Consider the following 17,469-nt stretch of genomic DNA (forward strand, 5'->3'; position numbering starts at 1 on the left):
GCAACTTTAGTCGGGCCGTGCGCTTGGAGAATGCAGGCATGCCCGATGCGGCTGCCACACGAAAGCTGTCATGCCCCGCGAAGGCGGGGCATCCAGTACGCCGCAGCTTCTCGGCTCAATCACCACCGGTGGAATACTGGATTGCCCGCCTTCGCGGGCAATGACGCCTAGAGTGTTGTTACGCTCACCCCTTCCCCGCAAACTCCGTCGGCGTCCGCCCCGTGACCTGGCGGAACGCGGCCGAGAACGCCGGCACGCTGGCATAACCGAGCTGCGTTGCGAGCTGCTTCACCGAAACATTAGCATCCGTGGACAGCCGCTGAATTGCCGCCGCGATCCGCGCGCGCTGGCACCAGCTCTTGAAGCTGAGCTGCGTTTCGGTCGAGAACAGTCGCGACAGCGTCCGCGCGGAGGTTCCGACCTCGCGCGCCAGCGTGTCGATGTCGTGCAGCCCGGTGGGATCATCGAGCACGATCATCGCGGCGCGGCGGCAGCGCGGCTCGTGCGGCAGCGGCACGAAGGTCGCGGAATCCTCGGCCTGATGCAGTTCCAGCATGACGAGGCGCACCAGCAGCTCGGTGCGCTCCTCGGTATTGCCAGTGTCGAACAGCGCCAGGATCGCCTGGTTGAGCAGCGGCGAGACCCGCACCACGAACTCCCTGGTCAGCCCCTCATAGCGCTGCTCGCGCTTGAGCCAGGCCAGGTCGAAATACAGCGTGCGCATCTCGATGTCGGCGAGCAGGTCGAGGGCGTGATCGAGCCCGGCCGGGACCCAGACGGCCCGGTCCGGCGGCACCAGCCAGCGGCCCCCGGGGGTCGTCACCTGCATGGTGCCCTTCGCCGCATAGATGAGCTGGGCCTCGCGGTGCAAATGCGGATCGATCCGCATGCCCTTGGGGTAGTCGCGCGCAACCAGGTGCACGCCCGCGGGCGAGCGGTGGTTGCTCCGGACCTCCCGGAGGATTGGCTTTTCCAAGACAGTCATTGGCGGCATCCCGTCATGGGGAGGACATATAACTCATTTCGGAGCAGGAGAGGATTCGGGAAATGAACAGCCCCAGCCGGGTGATCAGTTTCGTCAATGCAGGCCATTTCATCGACCATTATGCGATGCTGATCTTCGCCGCCGCCGTCATCATCATGGGTCCGGCGCTCGGCATGGCCTATTCGGAACTCTTGCCTTACGCGACGCCGGGCTTCGTGGCCTTCGGCGCCGGCTCGCTCTTGACCGGCTGGCTCGGCGACCGCTGGAGCCGCCGCCACATGATGCTGATCTTCTTCGTCGGCATCGGGGCGTCCATGATCTCGGTCGGCCTCGTGCAGACCCCGGCGCAGCTCGGCGCCGCCTTGCTTTCGATCGGCATCTTCGCCTCGATCTACCATCCCGTCGGCACCGCCATGATCGTGTCCTATGCCGAGAGGCTCGGCCGCGAGATGGGCATCAACGGCGTCTGGGGCAATCTCGGCGTCGCCTCCTCGGCGCTGGTAACAGGCGTGATCGGCCAATATCTCGGCTGGCGCTTTGCCTTCATCGTTCCCGGCATCGTCACGATCCTGATCGGCATCGCCTTTGCGATGCTGGTCGTGCACGAGGACCGCAAGGGCTCGAAGCAGGCGGCGGCGCAGGCGCGGGTGGCCAAGCAGGACATGTGGCGCGTGGTGCTGTCATTGCTGATCGTGGTGATCGCGATCTCCACCACGTTCAACGCCGTCACCGTGGCGCTGCCAAAACTGTTCGCGGAGCGGCTGGCGGATCTCACCAAAAGCCCGGCGCTGCTCGGCGTCATCGCCGCCTGCGTCTACGTGTTCGGCGCGATGACGCAGTACACGATCGGCCGGCTGCTCGACCGCTACTCGCTGAAGACGGTGGCGCTGCCGCTGTCGTTCATGCTGGCGCCGTTCCTGTATCTCGCCGCCAGCCTGAACAATCTGCCGCTGATCCTGGTGTCGATCGGCATCGTCATGGGCGCGTTCGGCCAGGTCACGGTGAACGATGCCATGGTCGGCAAATACACCAGCGAGGAATGGCGCTCGCGTGCCTACGCGGTGCGCTATTTCATCGGCTTCACCGCGGCCGGCGCATCCGTGGGCCTGGTCGCCTGGCTCTACGAGCAGGGCGGTTTCGTCACGATGCTCCATGCCTTCGCCGGCCTCTGCCTGCTCGCGATCGCCGCCGCCATCATCCTGCCCCGCGAGATCCGGACGCCGCAGGCAGCCTAAGCTCTCGTGTCCCGGACGCGCTGCAACGCGTCAGCGTTGCTGCGCTGAGCCGGGACCCAGAGGCTGCGAGTCGCCGTGTCGCATGGGCCCCGGCTCTGCAGCGCACCGTCGAAGAGACGCTGCGCTGCGTCCGGGGCACGAGAAGGCGTAAGGGCCGCCACTCTCTCCCCGTCATTCCGGGGCGCGCGCAAGCGCGAACCCGGAATCCATCGGGCGGCAGGGACTGCGGACAAATGGATTCCGGGCTCGTCGCTACGCGACGCCCCGGAATGACTGGAGAGGCGCGGCTCGCGCCAGCCCGGCATTGGATGTCGCGGGCCATCGCATCTCACCCATCGTACTAATCTGCCAGTGTTTTGCCCGACGACACAAACTGCCTTCGCAAAGCCGAAAAAATTCACGAGCCTTTTCAAACCCATCCCTACTGTGCATGGGGTTGTTTTCGCACTTTTGCGCCCATGGCCGGCCGCGGGCCGTTGGAACTAGTTCCACCCTCCGCGGGTTCTGTCCTGATATCCCGACGTCGGGGCGAGGGGGACATCACTGCATGCCATTGCGCCTGCTCCGTTCGGCTGGGCTCGTTCTCGCGGCGCTGATGCTCACGACCATCGCGGCCGGTGCTGAAACAGGTAAATCGACCGGTCCCTCCGAATTCCTATTGGTGGCGCAGATCGTGCTGCTGATCGCTGTGGGGCGCGGTCTCGGCGAGATCATGCAGCGGATCGGCCAGCCTTCGGTGATCGGCGAGCTGCTCGCCGGCATCATCCTCGGTCCCTCGCTGTTCGGTTGGCTCTGGCCCGAAGCGCAACACGCGATCTTCCCGAAGACGCCCGAGCAGAAGGCGATGATCGACGGCATCGCGCAAGTGGGCATCCTGCTCCTGCTATTGCTGACGGGCATGGAGACCGACCTCAAGCTGGTCAGGAAGGTCGGCAAGGCCGCCATCGCGATCTCGATCGCCGGCATTCTCGTGCCTTTTGCTTGCGGGTTTGCGCTCGGCGAAATGCTGCCCGATACGCTGCTGCCCAATCCGCAACAGCGGCTGGTGGCCTCCCTGTTCATGGGCACGGCGTTGTCGATTTCGTCCGTGAAGATCGTCGCCGTGGTCGTGCGCGAGATGAACTTCATGCGCCGCAATGTCGGCCAGATCATCGTCGCGACCGCCGTGATCGACGACACCATCGGCTGGATCATTATCGCCGTCATCTTCAGCCTCGCCTCGCAAGGGGCGCTGGACGTCGCCTCGGTGGCGAAATCCGTGCTGGGCACGCTGGCCTTCCTCGCCGTCAGCTTCACGATCGGCCGCCGGCTGGTGTTCCAGCTCATCCGCTGGGCCAACGACAACCTCGTCAGCACTGCTGCGGTCATCACCGTGATCCTGCTGCTGATGTGCGTGATGGCGATGATCACGCACGCCATCGGCGTACACACCGTTCTCGGCGCCTTCGTCGCCGGCATCCTGGTCGGGGAATCCCCGATCCTGACGCGGCAGATCGACGAGCGTCTGCGCGGGCTGATCTCCAGCTTCTTCATGCCGGTGTTCTTCGGCCTCGCGGGCCTTGCCGCCGATCTCTCGGTGCTGCGCGATCCCAATCTCTTGATGCTCACCGGCCTCCTGGTCGTGATCGCCAGCGTCGGCAAGTTCGGGGGGGCCTTTGTCGGCGGCACGCTGGGCGGCCTCAGCACGCGGGAATCGCTGGCGCTCGCGAGCGGCATGAACGCGCGCGGCTCGACCGAGGTGATCATCGCCACCATCGGCCTGTCCATCGGCGTGCTCAGCCAGAACCTGTTCACGATGATCGTGACCATGGCGATCGTGACCACCATGGCGATGCCGCCGATGCTGCGCGCTGCGCTGGCGCGGCTGCCGATGAACAAGGAGGAGAAGGAACGGCTGGAGCGCGAGGAGTTCGAGAAGCGCGGCTTCGTCGCCAATCTCGAACGCCCCTTGCTGGCGGTGGACGAAAGCGTCAACGCCACCTTCGCCGCCCATCTCGCAGGGCTCATCGCCGGCATGCGCGGCCTGCCGATCACCGTCCTTCATATCGGCAAGAGCGCAAAGGAGCAGGAGAAGAGCCGGGACGCGGAGGAGAGCCACGAAGCCGTGGTGAAGAAGGCGGCCGAGGCGGTGGCGGCCAACAAGGAAGAAGACACCGGCAGCGTCGATGTCGTCAGCCGGGCGCGGCGCGCGGAACTCGGCGAGACCATCGCCGACGAGGCGCGCAAGGGTTTCGACCTCCTGGTCGTCGGCATCGACAAGGTCACGACCACAAAGGACCGGTTCAATCGCGGGATCGACGACATCGCCGCGGAATTCGAAGGACCGCTTGCGGTCGTCGCGGCCAAGGGCAAGCACCTGAAGCAGCCGAACCCCGACGCCCTCAATATCCTCGTCCCGGTGTCCGGCAGCGGCGTCTCCAAGCGCGGCGCCGAGGTCGCTGTCGCGCTGGCGCAAGCCGGATCAGGCTCGCTCCGGGTGATCTATGTCGCGACCACGCGCGACAAGGGCGCGCAGCGCGGCGCCTCCCGTGGCCTCAGCCAGGAGGCCGGCATCCTCAAGGACGCCAGCGATCTCGCCGCCCGCTACGACGTCGACATCACCACGACGCTGCGGGTGAACCGGGCGCCGGAAGCCGCGATCCTGCGCGAGATCGAGACCACTGACGTCGATCTCGTCGTCATGGGCGTCGACCGCATCCAGGGCGATCATCTCTCCTTCGGTGGCGTCGCCGATGCAGTGCTCAGGCAGTCGAAGGTCTCGGTGCTGCTGGTGTCGAGCGGCGAGACGCGGCAGGCTCCGGCGGAGAAGGGGTGAGCGACGGTCTCGCCGCCGTCATTGGCAGCGTCGCCTACTTCACCGCCACCGTCTCCACCTTCGGCGCCTTCTTGCTCGCCCGCCAGTTCTCGAAGCGCTGCACCACCACGAAGAAGGCCGGCACGAACAGCACCGCGAGGCAGGTCGAGGCCAGCATGCCCGAGAACACGGTGATGCCGATCGACTTGCGCGCGCTGGCGCCGGCGCCGGTGGCGAGCACCAGCGGCACCACGCCGAGGATGAAGGCGAATGAGGTCATCAGGATCGGCCGGAAGCGGGCGCGCGCCGCCTCGATCGCCGATTCGATGACCGGCTTGCCGTCGCGGCCGTGCAGCTCGAGCCCGACCTCGACGATGAGGATGGCGTTCTTGGCCGACAGCGCGATCAGCAGGATCAGGCCGATCTGGCAATAGAGGTTGTTGTCGATCTTGAGCCCGGAGAGGATCAGCATCGGCCCGAGCAGCGACAGCGGCACCGCGAGGATCACCGAGATCGGCGCGTACCAGCTCTCATACTGGCCGGCGAGCACGAGATAGACCAGCAGCATGGCGAGGCCGAACACCCAGTAGATCTGGTTCGAGACGGCCTTCTCCTGATAGGACATCGCGGTCCATTCGTAGCCGGTGCCCGGCGGCAGCGTCTTGTCGGCGATCTCCTCCATCAATTTCAGCGACTGGCCGGAGGAATAGCCTTGCGCCGGCAGGCCGATCACGGTCGAGGACGGATAGAGATTGTAGAGGCTGATCAGCGACGGCCCCGTGGCGGGCGTGATCTTGGCGACGGTGCCGATCGGGATCATGTCGCCGTTCGAGTTGCGCACCATCATGTTGGCGATGTCGCGCTCGGTGACGCGGAAGGCGGGGTCGGCCTGGGTGTAGACCTGGAACACGCGGCCGAACTTGTTGAACTGGTTGACATAGGACGAGCCGAGATAGGTCGACAGCGCCGAGAACACCTGATCGGTGGTGACGTGCAGCGTCTGGGTCTTGACCCGGTCGATCTCGACGTTGAACTGCGGCACCGAGGAGCGGAACGAGGACTGCACGCGCTGCAGCGCGCTCTGGCTCTGGCCGTTCGAGACCATCGCGCCGGTAATGGCCTGCAGCTTGGCGAAATCGCTGTTGCCGTCGCGCAGCTCGACCTGCATCGAGAAGCCGGCGGCGTTGCCGATGCCCTGGATCGGCGGCGGCGGCAGCACGATGGTGCGGGCCTCCATAATGGTCGCTAGCTTGTCGTTGAGGCCGTAGACCAGCGAGCGTAAATCCTCGCCGGGCCCTTTGCGCGCCTCCCAATCCTTCAGGATGATGTAGGCGACGCCGGCATTGGCGAGGCTGGCGCTGTTGTCGAGCGCGGAGATGCCGGCGATGGTGATGACCTGCGCCACGCCCGGCGTGGTCTTGATGATCTCGCTGGCCCTGTCGAGCACCTTCTGGGTCCGCTCCAGCGCGGCGCCGTCGGGCAGCTGCACGGCGGCGATCAGATAGCCCTGGTCCTCGATCGGCAGGAAGCCGGTCGGCACCCGCGACAGGCCGTAGCCGCTGGCGCCGATGATCAGCAGCGCGAACGCGACGGAGACCGTGGCGTGCTTCACGAGAAACGTGATCAGCCTCGTGTAGCCGCGTTCGACGCGGTCATAGACGGCGTTGAAGCCGCGGTAGAAGAAATTGCGCTGCTCCGGCGGCACCGTCGGCCGCAGCCACAGCGCGCATTGCGTCGGTTTCAGCGTCGCTGCATTGATGGCCGAGAGAAGCGCGGTCGCGGCGATCACCAGCGCGAATTGCGAGTAGATGCGTCCCGTGAGCCCGGCAAGGAACGAGGCCGGCAGGAACACCGAGATCAGCACCAGTGTAATACCGACGATCGGCGCGAACAGCTGGTCCATGGCGCTGATCGCGGCGTCGTGGCCGTTCATCCCCTTCTCGATGTTGTGGGCGGCGCCTTCCACCACGACGATGGCATCGTCGACCACGATGCCGATCGCGAGCACGATCGCGAACAGGGTCGACATGTTGATGGTGAAACCGAGCGCCGCCATCGCCGCGAAGGCACCGATGATGGTGACGGGCACGGTCGTCGCCGGCACCAGCATCGCGCGCCAGTCCTGCAGGAACACCAGGATCACGACCAGCACCAGCAAGCCGGCCTCGATCAGGGTCATGTAGACCTCGTGCACCGAGGCCTCGACGAACTTGGTTGTGTCGAACGGCGTGTCGTATTTGATGCCTTCCGGGAAGCGCTTGGCGAGGTCGGCCATCTTCTTCTCGACGGCCTGCTCGACCTGCAGCGCATTGGCGCCGGGCGACTGGAATACGCCGATGCCGACGGCCGGCTGCTTGTTCAGCGAAAAGATCTGACTGTAAGTCTGCGCGCCGAGCTCGACCGAGCCGACGTCGCGCACGCGCGTGACGTCGCCGCTGGTGCCCGATTTGACGATGATGTTCTCGAACTGGCTGGTGTCGTCGAGCCGTCCGTTGACGTTGAGCGTGTACTGGAACGCCTGGCCCGGCGGCGTCGGCGGCGCGCCGACCTGACCGGCGGAGACCTGCTGGCTCTGCTGCTGGATGGCGTTGATGACGTCCTGCGGCACGAGGCCCCGGACCTGCAGCTTGTTCGGATCGAGCCAGACCCGCATCGAATACTGGCCGGCGCCGAACACCGTGACGTTGCCGACGCCGGGCAGGCGGGAGAGCTCGTCGCGGATGTTGATGGTGGCGTAGTTGCTCAAATAGAGGCTGTCGTAGCGCGAATCCGGCGAGGTCAGCGTCACGAACAGCAGGATCGAGGTCGATCGCTTCTGCACGGTGACGCCCTGGTTCTGCACCGCCTGCGGCAATTGCGAGAGCGCGCTGGAGACACGGTTCTGCACCAGCACCTGCGCGAAGTTGAGGTCGGTGCCGATCTTGAAGGTCACGGTCAGCGTATAGGTGCCGTCGGAGCCGCTGTAGGACTGCATGTAGAGCATGTCCTCGACGCCGTTGACCTGCTGCTCTATCGGCAGCGCGACGGTATCGATCACGGTCTTGGCGCTGGCGCCGGGATAGCGCGTGGTCACCTGCACCGTCGGCGGCACCACGTCGGGGTATTGCGCGATCGCGAGATTGAACAGCGCGACGCCGCCGATCAGGATCATCAACAGCGCGATGACGTTCGAGAGGACCGGCCGCTCGATGAAAAACTTTGAGATCATGGCTGGCCCCTTACTTGCTCGAGGCCTGCGACTGCTCGATCTTCGTCACCTGCGGGTCGATCTTCTGGCCCGGGATCACCCGCAACAGGCCCGCGATGACGACGCGGTCCTCGGCTTTCAGGCCGCCCTCAATGACGCGCAGCCCGTTGTCGACCGGGCCGATCTGCACCTTGCGCTGCTCGACGACGTTGTCGCCGTTGACCACCAGCAGATAGCGGCCGCCCTGGTCGCTGCCGAGGGCGGTGTCGGGAACGAGCAGGGCGCTTTTCTCCTGGTCGAAGGGCACGCGGACGCGGACGAAATAGCCGGGCAGCAGCACCCGCTTGTCGTTGGGCACGAGGCCGCGCACCGCGAGCGTACCCGTCGATTGATTGAGCGTCGGTGAGACGTAGTCGAGCTTGCCTTCGTGCGGATAGCCGGTTTCGGTCTGCAAACCGACCTCGATCGGGAATTGCTTCATGTCGGCGGGCGTCAGCCCGCGCCGGGTCGCTTCGGCACGGATGCGCAGCACGTCCTGCTCGTTGACGGTGAAATTCACATAGATCGGATCCATCGCGACGATGGTCGCGAGCTGGGTCGGGGAGGAGACGCCGACGAGCTCGCCGACCGAAACCATGTGGGCGCTGACGATGCCGTCGAACGGCGCCGTCACGCGGGTGTAGCCGTAATTGACTTGGGCGAGCTTGGTGTTGGCCTGCGCCTGCTGCAGATTGGCCTGGGCGTTGTCGCGGGCCGAAGTGGAGTTGTCGAGCGTGGCCTGCGAGACCGCCTGGCGCTGCACCAGCTCGGCCTGGCGCTTGTAATCGGCTTCCGACTGCCGGACCGAGGCCTGCGAGCCGACCTCTGCGGCCTGCGCCTGTTCGAGCTTGAGCTTGTAGGTCTCGGGCTCGATCGTGAACAGCTGGGTGCCCTGCTTGACGAAGCTGCCGTCCTGATAGTCGATCGATTGCAGAAAGCCCTGCACCCGCGCCACGAGATCGACGCTCTTGATCGGCGCGGTGTTGCCGGTGGCCTCGATATAGCGCGTCACCGGACGCTGCACGGGCATCGCCACGTCCACCTTGGGCGGCGGCGGCGGCACGAACGTGTTCTTGTCCTCGCAGCCGGCGAGGACGGCGACGGACGCCGCAGCGGACAGCACCCGACCGATATGCCTCCACGCTCCATTGCGTCGTGCGGGAGAGGCGGGATTCGCTGCGATCATTCGGTTGCCCCCGATTGCTGTCTGTCGGTGCGGCAGGCTAGCAACAAATGGCTGGCCGTGGAACACCATAGCCATGGCAGTCAGCGGCCTTGCACCGCAACGGGCGATGTGGCCTTTGACAAGTTTATCACGACAAACCGCTTTTCACCGAGGGCATGATCGACCAGAATTGTGTCAAAGGCCGCGCGAGTCAGACAGGGCGGCCTGGAAGAAGAAAAGGTGAGGAGAACATGACATGCCAACGCCATTTCGCTCGGCCCTTGCCGGCCTCGCTCTCGCAGCGGCGGTTGCCATGCCCGCGCTAGCTGACGGCTTGAAGGACGAGATCGCGCCGACCGGCAAGCTGCGGGTCGCGATTGCCATCAGCCCGGCGGGCGGGGCGTTCTGGTCGACCAAGACCGAAGCCGGCTATGCCGGCGTTCCCGTCGATCTCGGCAAGGCGATGGCCGCGCAGCTCGGCGTCCCCGTCGAATATGTCGTGCACCAGAATTCCGGGCAGATCACCGACGCCGCCGGCAAAGGCAGCTGGGACGTGACCTGGCTGCCCAAAGATCCCGAGCGCGAGACCAAGATGATGTTCGGCCCGATCTACGAGGTCGCGGACGCCACCTACATCGTCAAGCCCGGCTCCGCCGTCACCAATTTCGCGACGCTCGACCAGGTGGGCATCAAGGTCGCGGCGGTCAACGCCACCACGACCATGCGCGGCGCGATCGCGCATTTGAAGCATGCGAAAGTCACGGGTTACCAGACCTATGACGAGATCTTCGGCCTCTTGAAGAGCGGCGAGATCGACGCCTTCGCTCTGTCGCGCGACCAGCTCAACAAGATGGCGCAGAAGATTCCGGGCACCAAGGTGCTGGACGAGACCTTCAAGAAGACGGTGACGGCCGTCGCGGTGCCGCTTGGCCACAACCAGGCGCTGGCCTTCGTGACGAAGTTCATGACCGAGGCCGCGACCAACGGCACGCTCCGCAAGGCCTATGACGACAATGGCTTGAAGGACTCGCCGATCCGCACCGAGTGAAGCTGGCGGCGCGATCCGGGCCGCGCCGCCACCGGCCTCATGGCTCCGCGGTTCGGATGCCCGCGGGGCTCACCTGCAGCTTGAGGGTGGACGTCTTGTTCAGCGCCTTGCCGTCGAAAGCGAATGCGATCAGCTCGCTTTCGACCATGCATTGGGCCACGATGAATTTGGAATCCTTCGACCACACCATGCCCTGGCACCAATGGCCGATTTTGGCCTCCGCCACCGGCGCGAGCTCGCTGCCCGAGATCCGGTAGACTTTCAGCAGCCCGAAATCGTTGAAGAAGGGCGAGGCCGACGGCTTGTTGGAGCCGTTCATGACGGTGACCGCGACATGGTTGCCGTCCGGCGACATCTTCACCGCCTCCGGCGTCTGGCCGACGCTGACGGTCGAGACGACGCGGACGGGCTTTGCGGTCATGTCGATCAGGCTGATCGTGTCGTTGTCGCCGCTGCTGGCGCCGACATTGCCGACCACGGCGGCGGCGCTGCCGGTGAGGTCGATGTCGTAGGGACGAACGCCCGCGGAAAGATCGCGCTTGGCGTACTCGACTTTGGGTCCGTCCACCGTCAGCAGCGAAATCTTGCTGTCGCCGTCGCGCGTGACCAGCGCGGTCGCGCCGTCATGGGAGAACACGGCGTGGCTGGGTCCCGACTTGGCGTCACCGAGCTGGATCTTGCCACCCGGCGTCAGCGTGCTCCCGCTGATCGCAAAGACCGAGACCGTGCCTTCGCTGCGGTTTGCGACCAGCGCCAGCGTGCCCGCGCGGTTGATCGAGACGCCGGCCGCGCCCGCGCCGGCCTGATGGGTCGCGAGCACTTTCGGCGGCGAAGATTTCAGGTCGATGACCGAGAGCCTGTCGTCGGGCACCGTCTTGGTCGCGTCCGTCGGATCGACCTTCATTGCGCCCGTGACCAGCGCATAAGAGCCGTCCGGTGCCACCGCCACGCTCGGCGGCGGGCCGACGACGCTGGCGGGCGCCGGCACTTCGCCGAGCAGCTTCAACGCGCCGTCGGTGAAATCGATGACGCTGACCGTGTCGGGCAACGGCTGCTTGCGCACCACGGCGCTGCCGTTCTCCAGCACCATCTTGCCGTCATTGGCGGTGACGACGATCTCGGCCCGGCAAGCGAAGCTTGCGAGAGAGGCCAGCGACGTTGCGACCAGAACGGACGCGGCATGGTGCGCGCGCGTGCGAGGTGCGGCTTTCATGGTTTCCCCCGAGGATCTGTTGTTGTCGCCCGAAGCTAAATGCAACCCGGCCGGTTTCGCAACAATCCGCGACGGCAATTTTTGCGCCCGCGCATGGAATAAATCAGGGATTGAGCGCGAACCCGTTCGGCGCAGGGACCACCACCAGCAGGTCGTGACTAGCTCGTCTTGGCGGCACGCCAGGCGGTCAGCAGCTCCGTTTCTTCGTTCACAGTGAGACCGACGACAGGGCCGTTGCCGGCGCGCAGCCAGTCCAGCGTATCGCGCGCAGTCACCCCGATGGGGCGTGAGGTCAAGCCGGCCTCGCGCGCCGGCGATGTGTCGCGCGTCATGAAGCCGGCGAAGTCGGGCAGGGGGAGCCACAGCGGCAACGATCTCGGCCCTGCCCAGCGGCGCACGTCATGCGCCTCCAGGAAGGCGCGATCGACCCAGGTGAATGTGCAGGACGCGCCGAGCGCCGAGGCACACGCGCTCAGCAACTCACCGCGCGTGTGCACCGGTCCGATCCCGTCATAGATGCCGGTCATGCGGGTCTCAGCCGCATGCACGATCCATTGCGCGAGGTCGCGCACGTCGATGAACTGGACGGGATCGTCGGGCGATCCCGGCGCCAGCACCTCGCCACCGCGCGCCAGCCGTGTAGGCCAATAGGCGAAGCGTCCCGTCGGATCCTCCGGCCCGGCGATGAGGCCAGCCCGGCAGATAAAGGCATCGTCGCCGACCGCCTGCTCGCAGGCGACCTTGGCGCCGCCATAGATCGCGTCGGTGCTGTGCTCGACGTCTTCGGCCACGGGCTCGCGCAGCGGCGCCGTGTCGGCGCATTGTCCCGGTATGCGGTTGTCCGCATAGACGCTGATCGTCGAGACAAAGGTCCAATGCACGCCCGGCTGTTTCAATGCCGCGACGGCGCGACGAACCTGGCCGGGATAACGGGAGACGTCGACCACGGCATCGAACGTCTCGCCGGCGAGCGGCGCAAGTCCCTCGGGAACATCGCGGTCGATCCGGACGAGGCGGCTGCCTGCCGCGATGGGGCCGCCAAGCCCGCGGGCGGCGCAGGTCACGTCGTGTCCGTTCGCGCAGGCATGGGCGGCGATCGCGCGGCCGAGGAATTGGCTTCCGCCGAGAATGAGCAGGCGCATGCGATCGTCCGTAGTGCCGGGATGTCAGGGATCGCGAGCCTACAATGCCCAGTTGTCGTTGCAACCCGTCGTTCAGCGCGGCTTGATCTCCGCGTATTTCGCCATCGCTTTCTCAAACTTGCGGTTGAACAGCCACATCGCCCCGAGGATCTCTCGGAAGCTGGCGGAGGTGCGCGCGCGGTCGGCCTGTCCGAACGCGAAGATGCTGTTGTTGCGCAAATGCTTCATGATCGTGGGGCTGGACACCCTGTAGTTCAGGACATCGCCGGATTTGAGCGCGGACCGCGTCGGGGTCGGCACGATCTGGATCAGCTCGAACAGCTTCATCTGGTCGATCTGGTCGGGTAGCGTCTTCACGATGCCCGGAATCTCGCGGAACACCTCAGCGTGCGCATTCATCAGGCCGTCGCGCACATTGGTCCAGTGGTTGAAGCGGCGATCGATGCCGCTGGCCCGCGCCTCCTCCTTGTCGTCGCGCGCGGCAAGCGCCGGGTTGATCGCGGCGATCTCACCCTTGAGGGCCCGCCATTTCCTGTGACCGTTGCGGTCCTCGGAGGGGCCGGTCTGGAAGCTGCCCATATAGGTGTTGGAGCGTCCGTTGCGGACGTTCTGCTTGCCGTTGGTCTCGGCAAAGAACAGCCCGAGGCTGATGCGTCCCGCAGCGGCGGCGTGGTCGGGCGCCAGCCCCTTGGCGCGGGCGATCACGGTGGCGAGATCGACAACGTCCTTGAACGGCGTCGCCGAATTCTGCGCGTTCGCCGGCGGGGCCTCCATGACGTCGAACAGTCTTGAATATTCGTCGATCAGTGGCTCGATCTCGGCGTCGAAATAGGCCGGGGGAATCTCGAACTTGTTGGGCCGGCCGATCCGCGACGGCATCGCGTCGGTGAGATCCTTGTAGGTGCTGATGACGGCGACACGCGCCAGATAAAGCGCCTGTCCCGGCAGGTTCGGCAGCGGCTCCCTGGCGTCGATCTGGCGTCGCCGCTCGGCGAGGACCGATTTGAACTCGGCGAGCGCCTTGTCATAGGCGGCGGCCGCCTCGGATTGCCGGGGCGTGAGCGCGCGCTGTTGACCTGTAGCAGGTGCTGCGACGAGCAAGGCAACAGCCGCACAGATGGCAAGATGTCTCAATCCCATGGCCGTTCTCATCGATTCGCGGGCCAGGAGATCGTAAGCGTCGGAAGCGAGGGCTGGCGAGATGCAAATCCCGCTGAGCCGGACTTCTTATGCCGCCCGGTAGTCCGGCGCCGTCGCCAGGAACTTGGCATAGGCATCCGCATCCGGCGGCTGGAAGCGTCCTTTCAGCCCGCCGAGTTTCTGCTTCTTTGTGCCGATGTCGGCCATCAACTCGTCGAAATGGCGATAGTGATAAGGCGCGACGCAGAGGCCGCCATAGACGCCGGCGGCCGGCCGCTCGACGCGCTTGAAGTGCTGCATCATCTCGATGTTGTCGCGCATGGCCTGCGCCGTCGGCTGGTTCGCGAGCTGGCCGTCGGCATAGCGCACCAGCCAGTTGGCGGCGAGGTCGGCGCAGAGCACGGTGCAGAATGACGAGTTGAAGCCGACGAAGCCGAGCTCGGGCAGGTCAGGATTGGCGATCAGGCGGTAGAGCCGGTACTGCCCGTCAGCATCGACCAGCTTCTGCCTGTAGGCTTCGGGCAGAAACGGCACGCCGAGCTTGTAGCCGATCGCGAGCACCGCGACGTCGGCACTGACGCGCTCGCCGCCGCTCATCACGATGCTGTCGCCCTCGTAATGATCGAAGGTGCCGAACACCGCATTGATGCGGCCGTCGGCGACCATCGGATAGAAGCCTGGCGTAGCGATCGGCACCGAGCAATTGACTCCGTCCTCGATCCGCTCCTTCGGCACCATGTTGCAGCGGCCGAGCTTGAGCTGCGCCTTGAGCAGGCTCTCCAGCCCGCGCCAGTTGGCCCACACCAGCGGCGCGGCGACGCGATGCGCAAGCCGTCCCATCGCGCCCATGCCCCAGCCCGGAAACATCTCCTCCTGCGCGCGGATGTAGAGGATGCGCTTGAAGTTCACGAGGCCGCCGATGAAATAGGGAATGCGCCAGACCGGCTCGCGCATCACGATGGTCACCTCCTTCGCGCCGGACTTCACCGCATTGACCGCGATGTCGGTCGCCGATTTGGAGCCGCCGAGCACGACCACGCGGCGGCCCTTCGCCAGCGCAGGATCGCCGTATGTCGAGGAGTGCAGGATCTGGCCGCCCTGCGCGCGAAAGCCGTCCTCGCCGGGGCAATGCAGCTCGCGCGGTTCGTTGAACTGGCCGGTGCAGACCGCGACGAAATCGAAATCCTCGCTCGTCGTTGCGCCGTCCTTGCCCCTCAGCGCCAGCGTCCATCCCGGCTTGCCGTCGGCGCGCCGCGCCATGCCGGTAATCTCGGTGCCGAGGCGCAGCATGCGATCGAGGCCAAAGCTCCTGGCGTAGTCGGCGAGATAGGCGTGGACCTGCGGCCCGGTCGGCCATTCCGGATAGGCGTCGGGCATGGCGTGGTCGGTGTAGCGGTAGAGCTCCTTCGGGCTCTGCGTCTGCACATCAGGGTAGGAGCGCGCCGGCTCCCAGACGCCGCCGAGATCTCCGCTGCGCTCGACGACGGTGACGCGGTGGCCGCGGGCGGAAAACGCCTTGGCGGCGGCGAGGCCGGAGACGCCGGCGCCGATCACGCAGACATGCTTGGGACTGACCATGGGTTTGCTCGCAATCGATGGGTTTTCCGCGCAAGCGACCACGTTCGGCCGCGAGGTGCGGCCGGCGGGCCTGCAAGCAGATGAAAGTGGACGGAGAGCTTTCGCCTAGTCGTTGGCTTCGGGCGGCAGGAAGTCGACCTCGTGCAGCGCCGAGATGCGCACGACTTCGGCCGGGTCGCTCAGATTGTGCAGCTGCTCGAACAGCGCCTCCAGCTTCTGCATCGGCGAGACCCAGAACAGCGCGCGGGCCGGCTTGTCGGACTTGTTGAAATAGCCGTGTGGGATGCCGCGCGGCAGGCGCACGAGATCGCCGGCATGGGCCTTGACCCATTTGCCGTCGAGCTTGAGGTCGAGCGTGCCCTCCTGCACCAGGATGAACTCGTCCTGGGTCGGATGGATGTGAACCGGCACGAACTGGCCGGGATCGCTGTTGGTTTCGAATGCGAAGGTGGAGTCGGTGACGGCCTTGGGGAAGTAGACCTGGCCCAGAATGTTCCAGCTCTTGCCGCCATAGCCTGTGCCGCTGGCGGTAATGCCCTTTTCGAGTGCAGTCATGTCGCGCTCCCATTGGATTCCGGCGGGGAGGGAGCTTGGTCATCAAGGGGGCGGCTGTCTATCCGCTAAACGAATCCGGCGATGGTTGTTGCCGTGCAGCACGACAATTTTGGCGGCGGGGCTCTTCTCGATCCAGCGGGATTATTATAAGCTTAAAGCAATTCCGTGACGCGAAGCGTGGTCGACGATGTCCGCAGCCGTGCTGGAAATGAGCGCAAGGTCGTCCGCAGCCGAACGGCTGGCGGACTTCTCCCGCGTCACCACCGACGATGTCGACGAAGCTGCCGAGGAGATCGGGCGCATCTTCTGTCCGCACGATCTCAAGCCGGCGACGGCGCGCGCCGCCGGTTTCTCGGCCCGGCACAATTGCGCGGCCTTTGACGGCTTCTCCATCAATTACGTCGCCTATGGCGGATCGGTCGGCATCGATCCCGGCTGCCTCGAGCGCTTCTTCCTGGTGCAGGTGCCGCTTTCGGGCGCGGCCCACATCCGTGCCGGCGCCACCGAGGTCGAGGCTGCGCCGGAGCGGACGGCGTCGCTGCTGTCGCCGACCATCCCGACGCGGATGATGTGGCGCGATTGCGCGCAGGCGATCCTGCTGCTCGACCGCCGCATGGTCGAGCAGCGCGCCGCCGCGCTGTCGGGCAGGGCGGCAGGCGCGGTCGAGTTCGATCCCGTGATCGACCTGCAGGCGCCGGCCGGGCAGGCCTTGCGGCGCAGCCTCGCCGAGCTGATGCTGCTCGCCGAACACCTTGGTCCGTCAGGTCTGATGTCTGCTGTCGCGACGGCCGATTGGCGCGAGCGCCTGCTCGACCATCTGCTCAACGGCCAGCGGCACGGCCTGTCGGATGCCATTCAGAGCTACTCCGGCCGGGCCGAGCGTCTGCCGCGTGCGCTGCGCGCCGCGCGCGACCATCTTGCCGGCAACGCCGGCGAGCCGCTCGATCTCGCCGGGCTCGCGTCCCGCTCCGGCATCGGCATCCGCGCGCTGCAGCTCGGCTTCCGCCGCCACTTCGGCGTCTCGATCTCGCAGATGCTGCTCGACATGCGTCTCGCCGGCCTCAACGCCCGGCTCGCGCAATCACCGCCTGACGTCTCCATCACCGATATCGCCTTCGATCTCGGCTTCACCCATCTCGGCCGCATGGCCGGCGCCTACCGCGAAAAATTCGGCGAGACGCCCTCGGCGACGCTGCGGCGAAGGATGAGCTAGGGCCGGGACGTCTTAGTCATTCAATGCGCGTCGACAGCCATGTCTGCGCGGGGTGATCGCACTTGCACCTGATCTAGCGGTCGTCATGCCCGGGCTTGTCCCGGGCATCCACGTTCTTCGTGCCGCTGGCAAGACGTGGATGGCCGGGACAAGCCCGGCCATGACGCCGCCGAGG

At 65.9% G+C, this 17,469-nt stretch carries 12 protein-coding genes; 4 read left to right on the forward strand and 8 right to left on the reverse strand.

The features are described from left to right. Positions 1–184: 184 nt before the first annotated feature. On the reverse strand, positions 185–985 hold the full coding sequence (locus QRQ56_RS28635) for an AraC family transcriptional regulator (protein ID WP_438744529.1): 801 nt from the start codon (positions 983–985) through the stop codon (positions 185–187). Positions 986–1,047: 62 nt separating this feature from the next. Between QRQ56_RS28635 and QRQ56_RS28640 the strand changes: the two genes are divergently transcribed. After that, on the forward strand, positions 1,048–2,220 hold the full coding sequence (locus QRQ56_RS28640; RefSeq protein ID WP_438744530.1) for an MFS transporter: 1,173 nt from the start codon (positions 1,048–1,050) through the stop codon (positions 2,218–2,220). 547 nt (positions 2,221–2,767) lie between these two features. Further along, positions 2,768–5,035 (forward strand): cation:proton antiporter domain-containing protein, encoded by a 2,268-nt coding sequence (locus QRQ56_RS28645; RefSeq protein WP_438744531.1) that lies wholly within the window; start codon positions 2,768–2,770, stop codon positions 5,033–5,035. A gap of 34 nt (positions 5,036–5,069) precedes the next feature. Here the strand turns inward: QRQ56_RS28645 and QRQ56_RS28650 are convergent, their stop codons facing one another. Continuing rightward, positions 5,070–8,222 carry an efflux RND transporter permease subunit gene (locus QRQ56_RS28650; protein ID WP_438744532.1) on the reverse strand — a complete coding sequence of 1,051 codons (3,153 nt, stop codon included), beginning with the start codon at positions 8,220–8,222 and terminating at the stop codon, positions 5,070–5,072. Positions 8,223–8,232: 10 nt separating this feature from the next. Beyond that, positions 8,233–9,426 (reverse strand): efflux RND transporter periplasmic adaptor subunit, encoded by a 1,194-nt coding sequence (locus QRQ56_RS28655; protein ID WP_438744533.1) that lies wholly within the window; start codon positions 9,424–9,426, stop codon positions 8,233–8,235. 235 nt (positions 9,427–9,661) lie between these two features. On the opposite strand from QRQ56_RS28655, the gene QRQ56_RS28660 reads away from it, so the two are divergent. Beyond that, a complete protein-coding gene (locus tag QRQ56_RS28660) occupies positions 9,662–10,453 on the forward strand; it encodes an ABC transporter substrate-binding protein (protein ID WP_438744534.1) in 792 nt (263 codons plus the stop codon). Between the two features lie 37 nt (positions 10,454–10,490). Here QRQ56_RS28660 and QRQ56_RS28665 read toward each other — a convergent pair whose 3' ends face one another. The 5 genes from QRQ56_RS28665 to QRQ56_RS28685 all read right to left on the reverse strand — a co-directional run bounded on the left by QRQ56_RS28665 (position 10,491) and on the right by QRQ56_RS28685 (position 16,081). Next, entirely contained in the window at positions 10,491–11,666 is a 1,176-nt protein-coding gene (locus QRQ56_RS28665) for a YncE family protein (RefSeq protein WP_438744535.1), read from the reverse strand. A gap of 158 nt (positions 11,667–11,824) precedes the next feature. Further along, a complete protein-coding gene (locus QRQ56_RS28670) occupies positions 11,825–12,808 on the reverse strand; it encodes an NAD-dependent epimerase/dehydratase family protein (protein WP_438744536.1) in 984 nt (327 codons plus the stop codon). A 72-nt stretch (positions 12,809–12,880) separates the two neighbouring features. Beyond that, a complete protein-coding gene (locus QRQ56_RS28675) occupies positions 12,881–13,948 on the reverse strand; it encodes a hypothetical protein (RefSeq protein WP_438744537.1) in 1,068 nt (355 codons plus the stop codon). An 87-nt stretch (positions 13,949–14,035) separates the two neighbouring features. Beyond that, positions 14,036–15,526 carry a flavin-containing monooxygenase gene (locus QRQ56_RS28680; protein WP_438744538.1) on the reverse strand — a complete coding sequence of 497 codons (1,491 nt, stop codon included), beginning with the start codon at positions 15,524–15,526 and terminating at the stop codon, positions 14,036–14,038. Positions 15,527–15,631: 105 nt separating this feature from the next. Continuing rightward, positions 15,632–16,081 (reverse strand): cupin domain-containing protein, encoded by a 450-nt coding sequence (locus QRQ56_RS28685; RefSeq protein ID WP_438744539.1) that lies wholly within the window; start codon positions 16,079–16,081, stop codon positions 15,632–15,634. Positions 16,082–16,268: 187 nt separating this feature from the next. On the opposite strand from QRQ56_RS28685, the gene QRQ56_RS28690 reads away from it, so the two are divergent. Continuing rightward, entirely contained in the window at positions 16,269–17,294 is a 1,026-nt protein-coding gene (locus QRQ56_RS28690) for an AraC family transcriptional regulator (protein WP_438744540.1), read from the forward strand. The last annotated feature ends 175 nt before the right edge of the window (positions 17,295–17,469 follow it).

It is taken from the genome of Bradyrhizobium sp. U531 (genome assembly GCF_051710265.1).
In the GTDB taxonomy this organism is placed as follows: domain Bacteria; phylum Pseudomonadota; class Alphaproteobacteria; order Rhizobiales; family Xanthobacteraceae; genus Bradyrhizobium.

What these genes read in the sequence shown, in the direction of transcription:
- QRQ56_RS28635 (WP_438744529.1), bottom strand. Translation starts at nt 985, where the DNA reads ATGACTGTCTTGGAAAAGCCAATCCTCCGGGAGGTCCGGAGCAACCAC.
- QRQ56_RS28640 (WP_438744530.1), top strand. Translation starts at nt 1,048, where the DNA reads ATGAACAGCCCCAGCCGGGTGATCAGTTTCGTCAATGCAGGCCATTTC.
- QRQ56_RS28645 (WP_438744531.1), top strand. Translation starts at nt 2,768, where the DNA reads ATGCCATTGCGCCTGCTCCGTTCGGCTGGGCTCGTTCTCGCGGCGCTG.
- QRQ56_RS28650 (WP_438744532.1), bottom strand. Translation starts at nt 8,222, where the DNA reads ATGATCTCAAAGTTTTTCATCGAGCGGCCGGTCCTCTCGAACGTCATC.
- QRQ56_RS28655 (WP_438744533.1), bottom strand. Translation starts at nt 9,426, where the DNA reads ATGATCGCAGCGAATCCCGCCTCTCCCGCACGACGCAATGGAGCGTGG.
- QRQ56_RS28660 (WP_438744534.1), top strand. Translation starts at nt 9,662, where the DNA reads ATGCCAACGCCATTTCGCTCGGCCCTTGCCGGCCTCGCTCTCGCAGCG.
- QRQ56_RS28665 (WP_438744535.1), bottom strand. Translation starts at nt 11,666, where the DNA reads ATGAAAGCCGCACCTCGCACGCGCGCGCACCATGCCGCGTCCGTTCTG.
- QRQ56_RS28670 (WP_438744536.1), bottom strand. Translation starts at nt 12,808, where the DNA reads ATGCGCCTGCTCATTCTCGGCGGAAGCCAATTCCTCGGCCGCGCGATC.
- QRQ56_RS28675 (WP_438744537.1), bottom strand. Translation starts at nt 13,948, where the DNA reads ATGGGATTGAGACATCTTGCCATCTGTGCGGCTGTTGCCTTGCTCGTC.
- QRQ56_RS28680 (WP_438744538.1), bottom strand. Translation starts at nt 15,526, where the DNA reads ATGGTCAGTCCCAAGCATGTCTGCGTGATCGGCGCCGGCGTCTCCGGC.
- QRQ56_RS28685 (WP_438744539.1), bottom strand. Translation starts at nt 16,081, where the DNA reads ATGACTGCACTCGAAAAGGGCATTACCGCCAGCGGCACAGGCTATGGC.
- QRQ56_RS28690 (WP_438744540.1), top strand. Translation starts at nt 16,269, where the DNA reads ATGTCCGCAGCCGTGCTGGAAATGAGCGCAAGGTCGTCCGCAGCCGAA.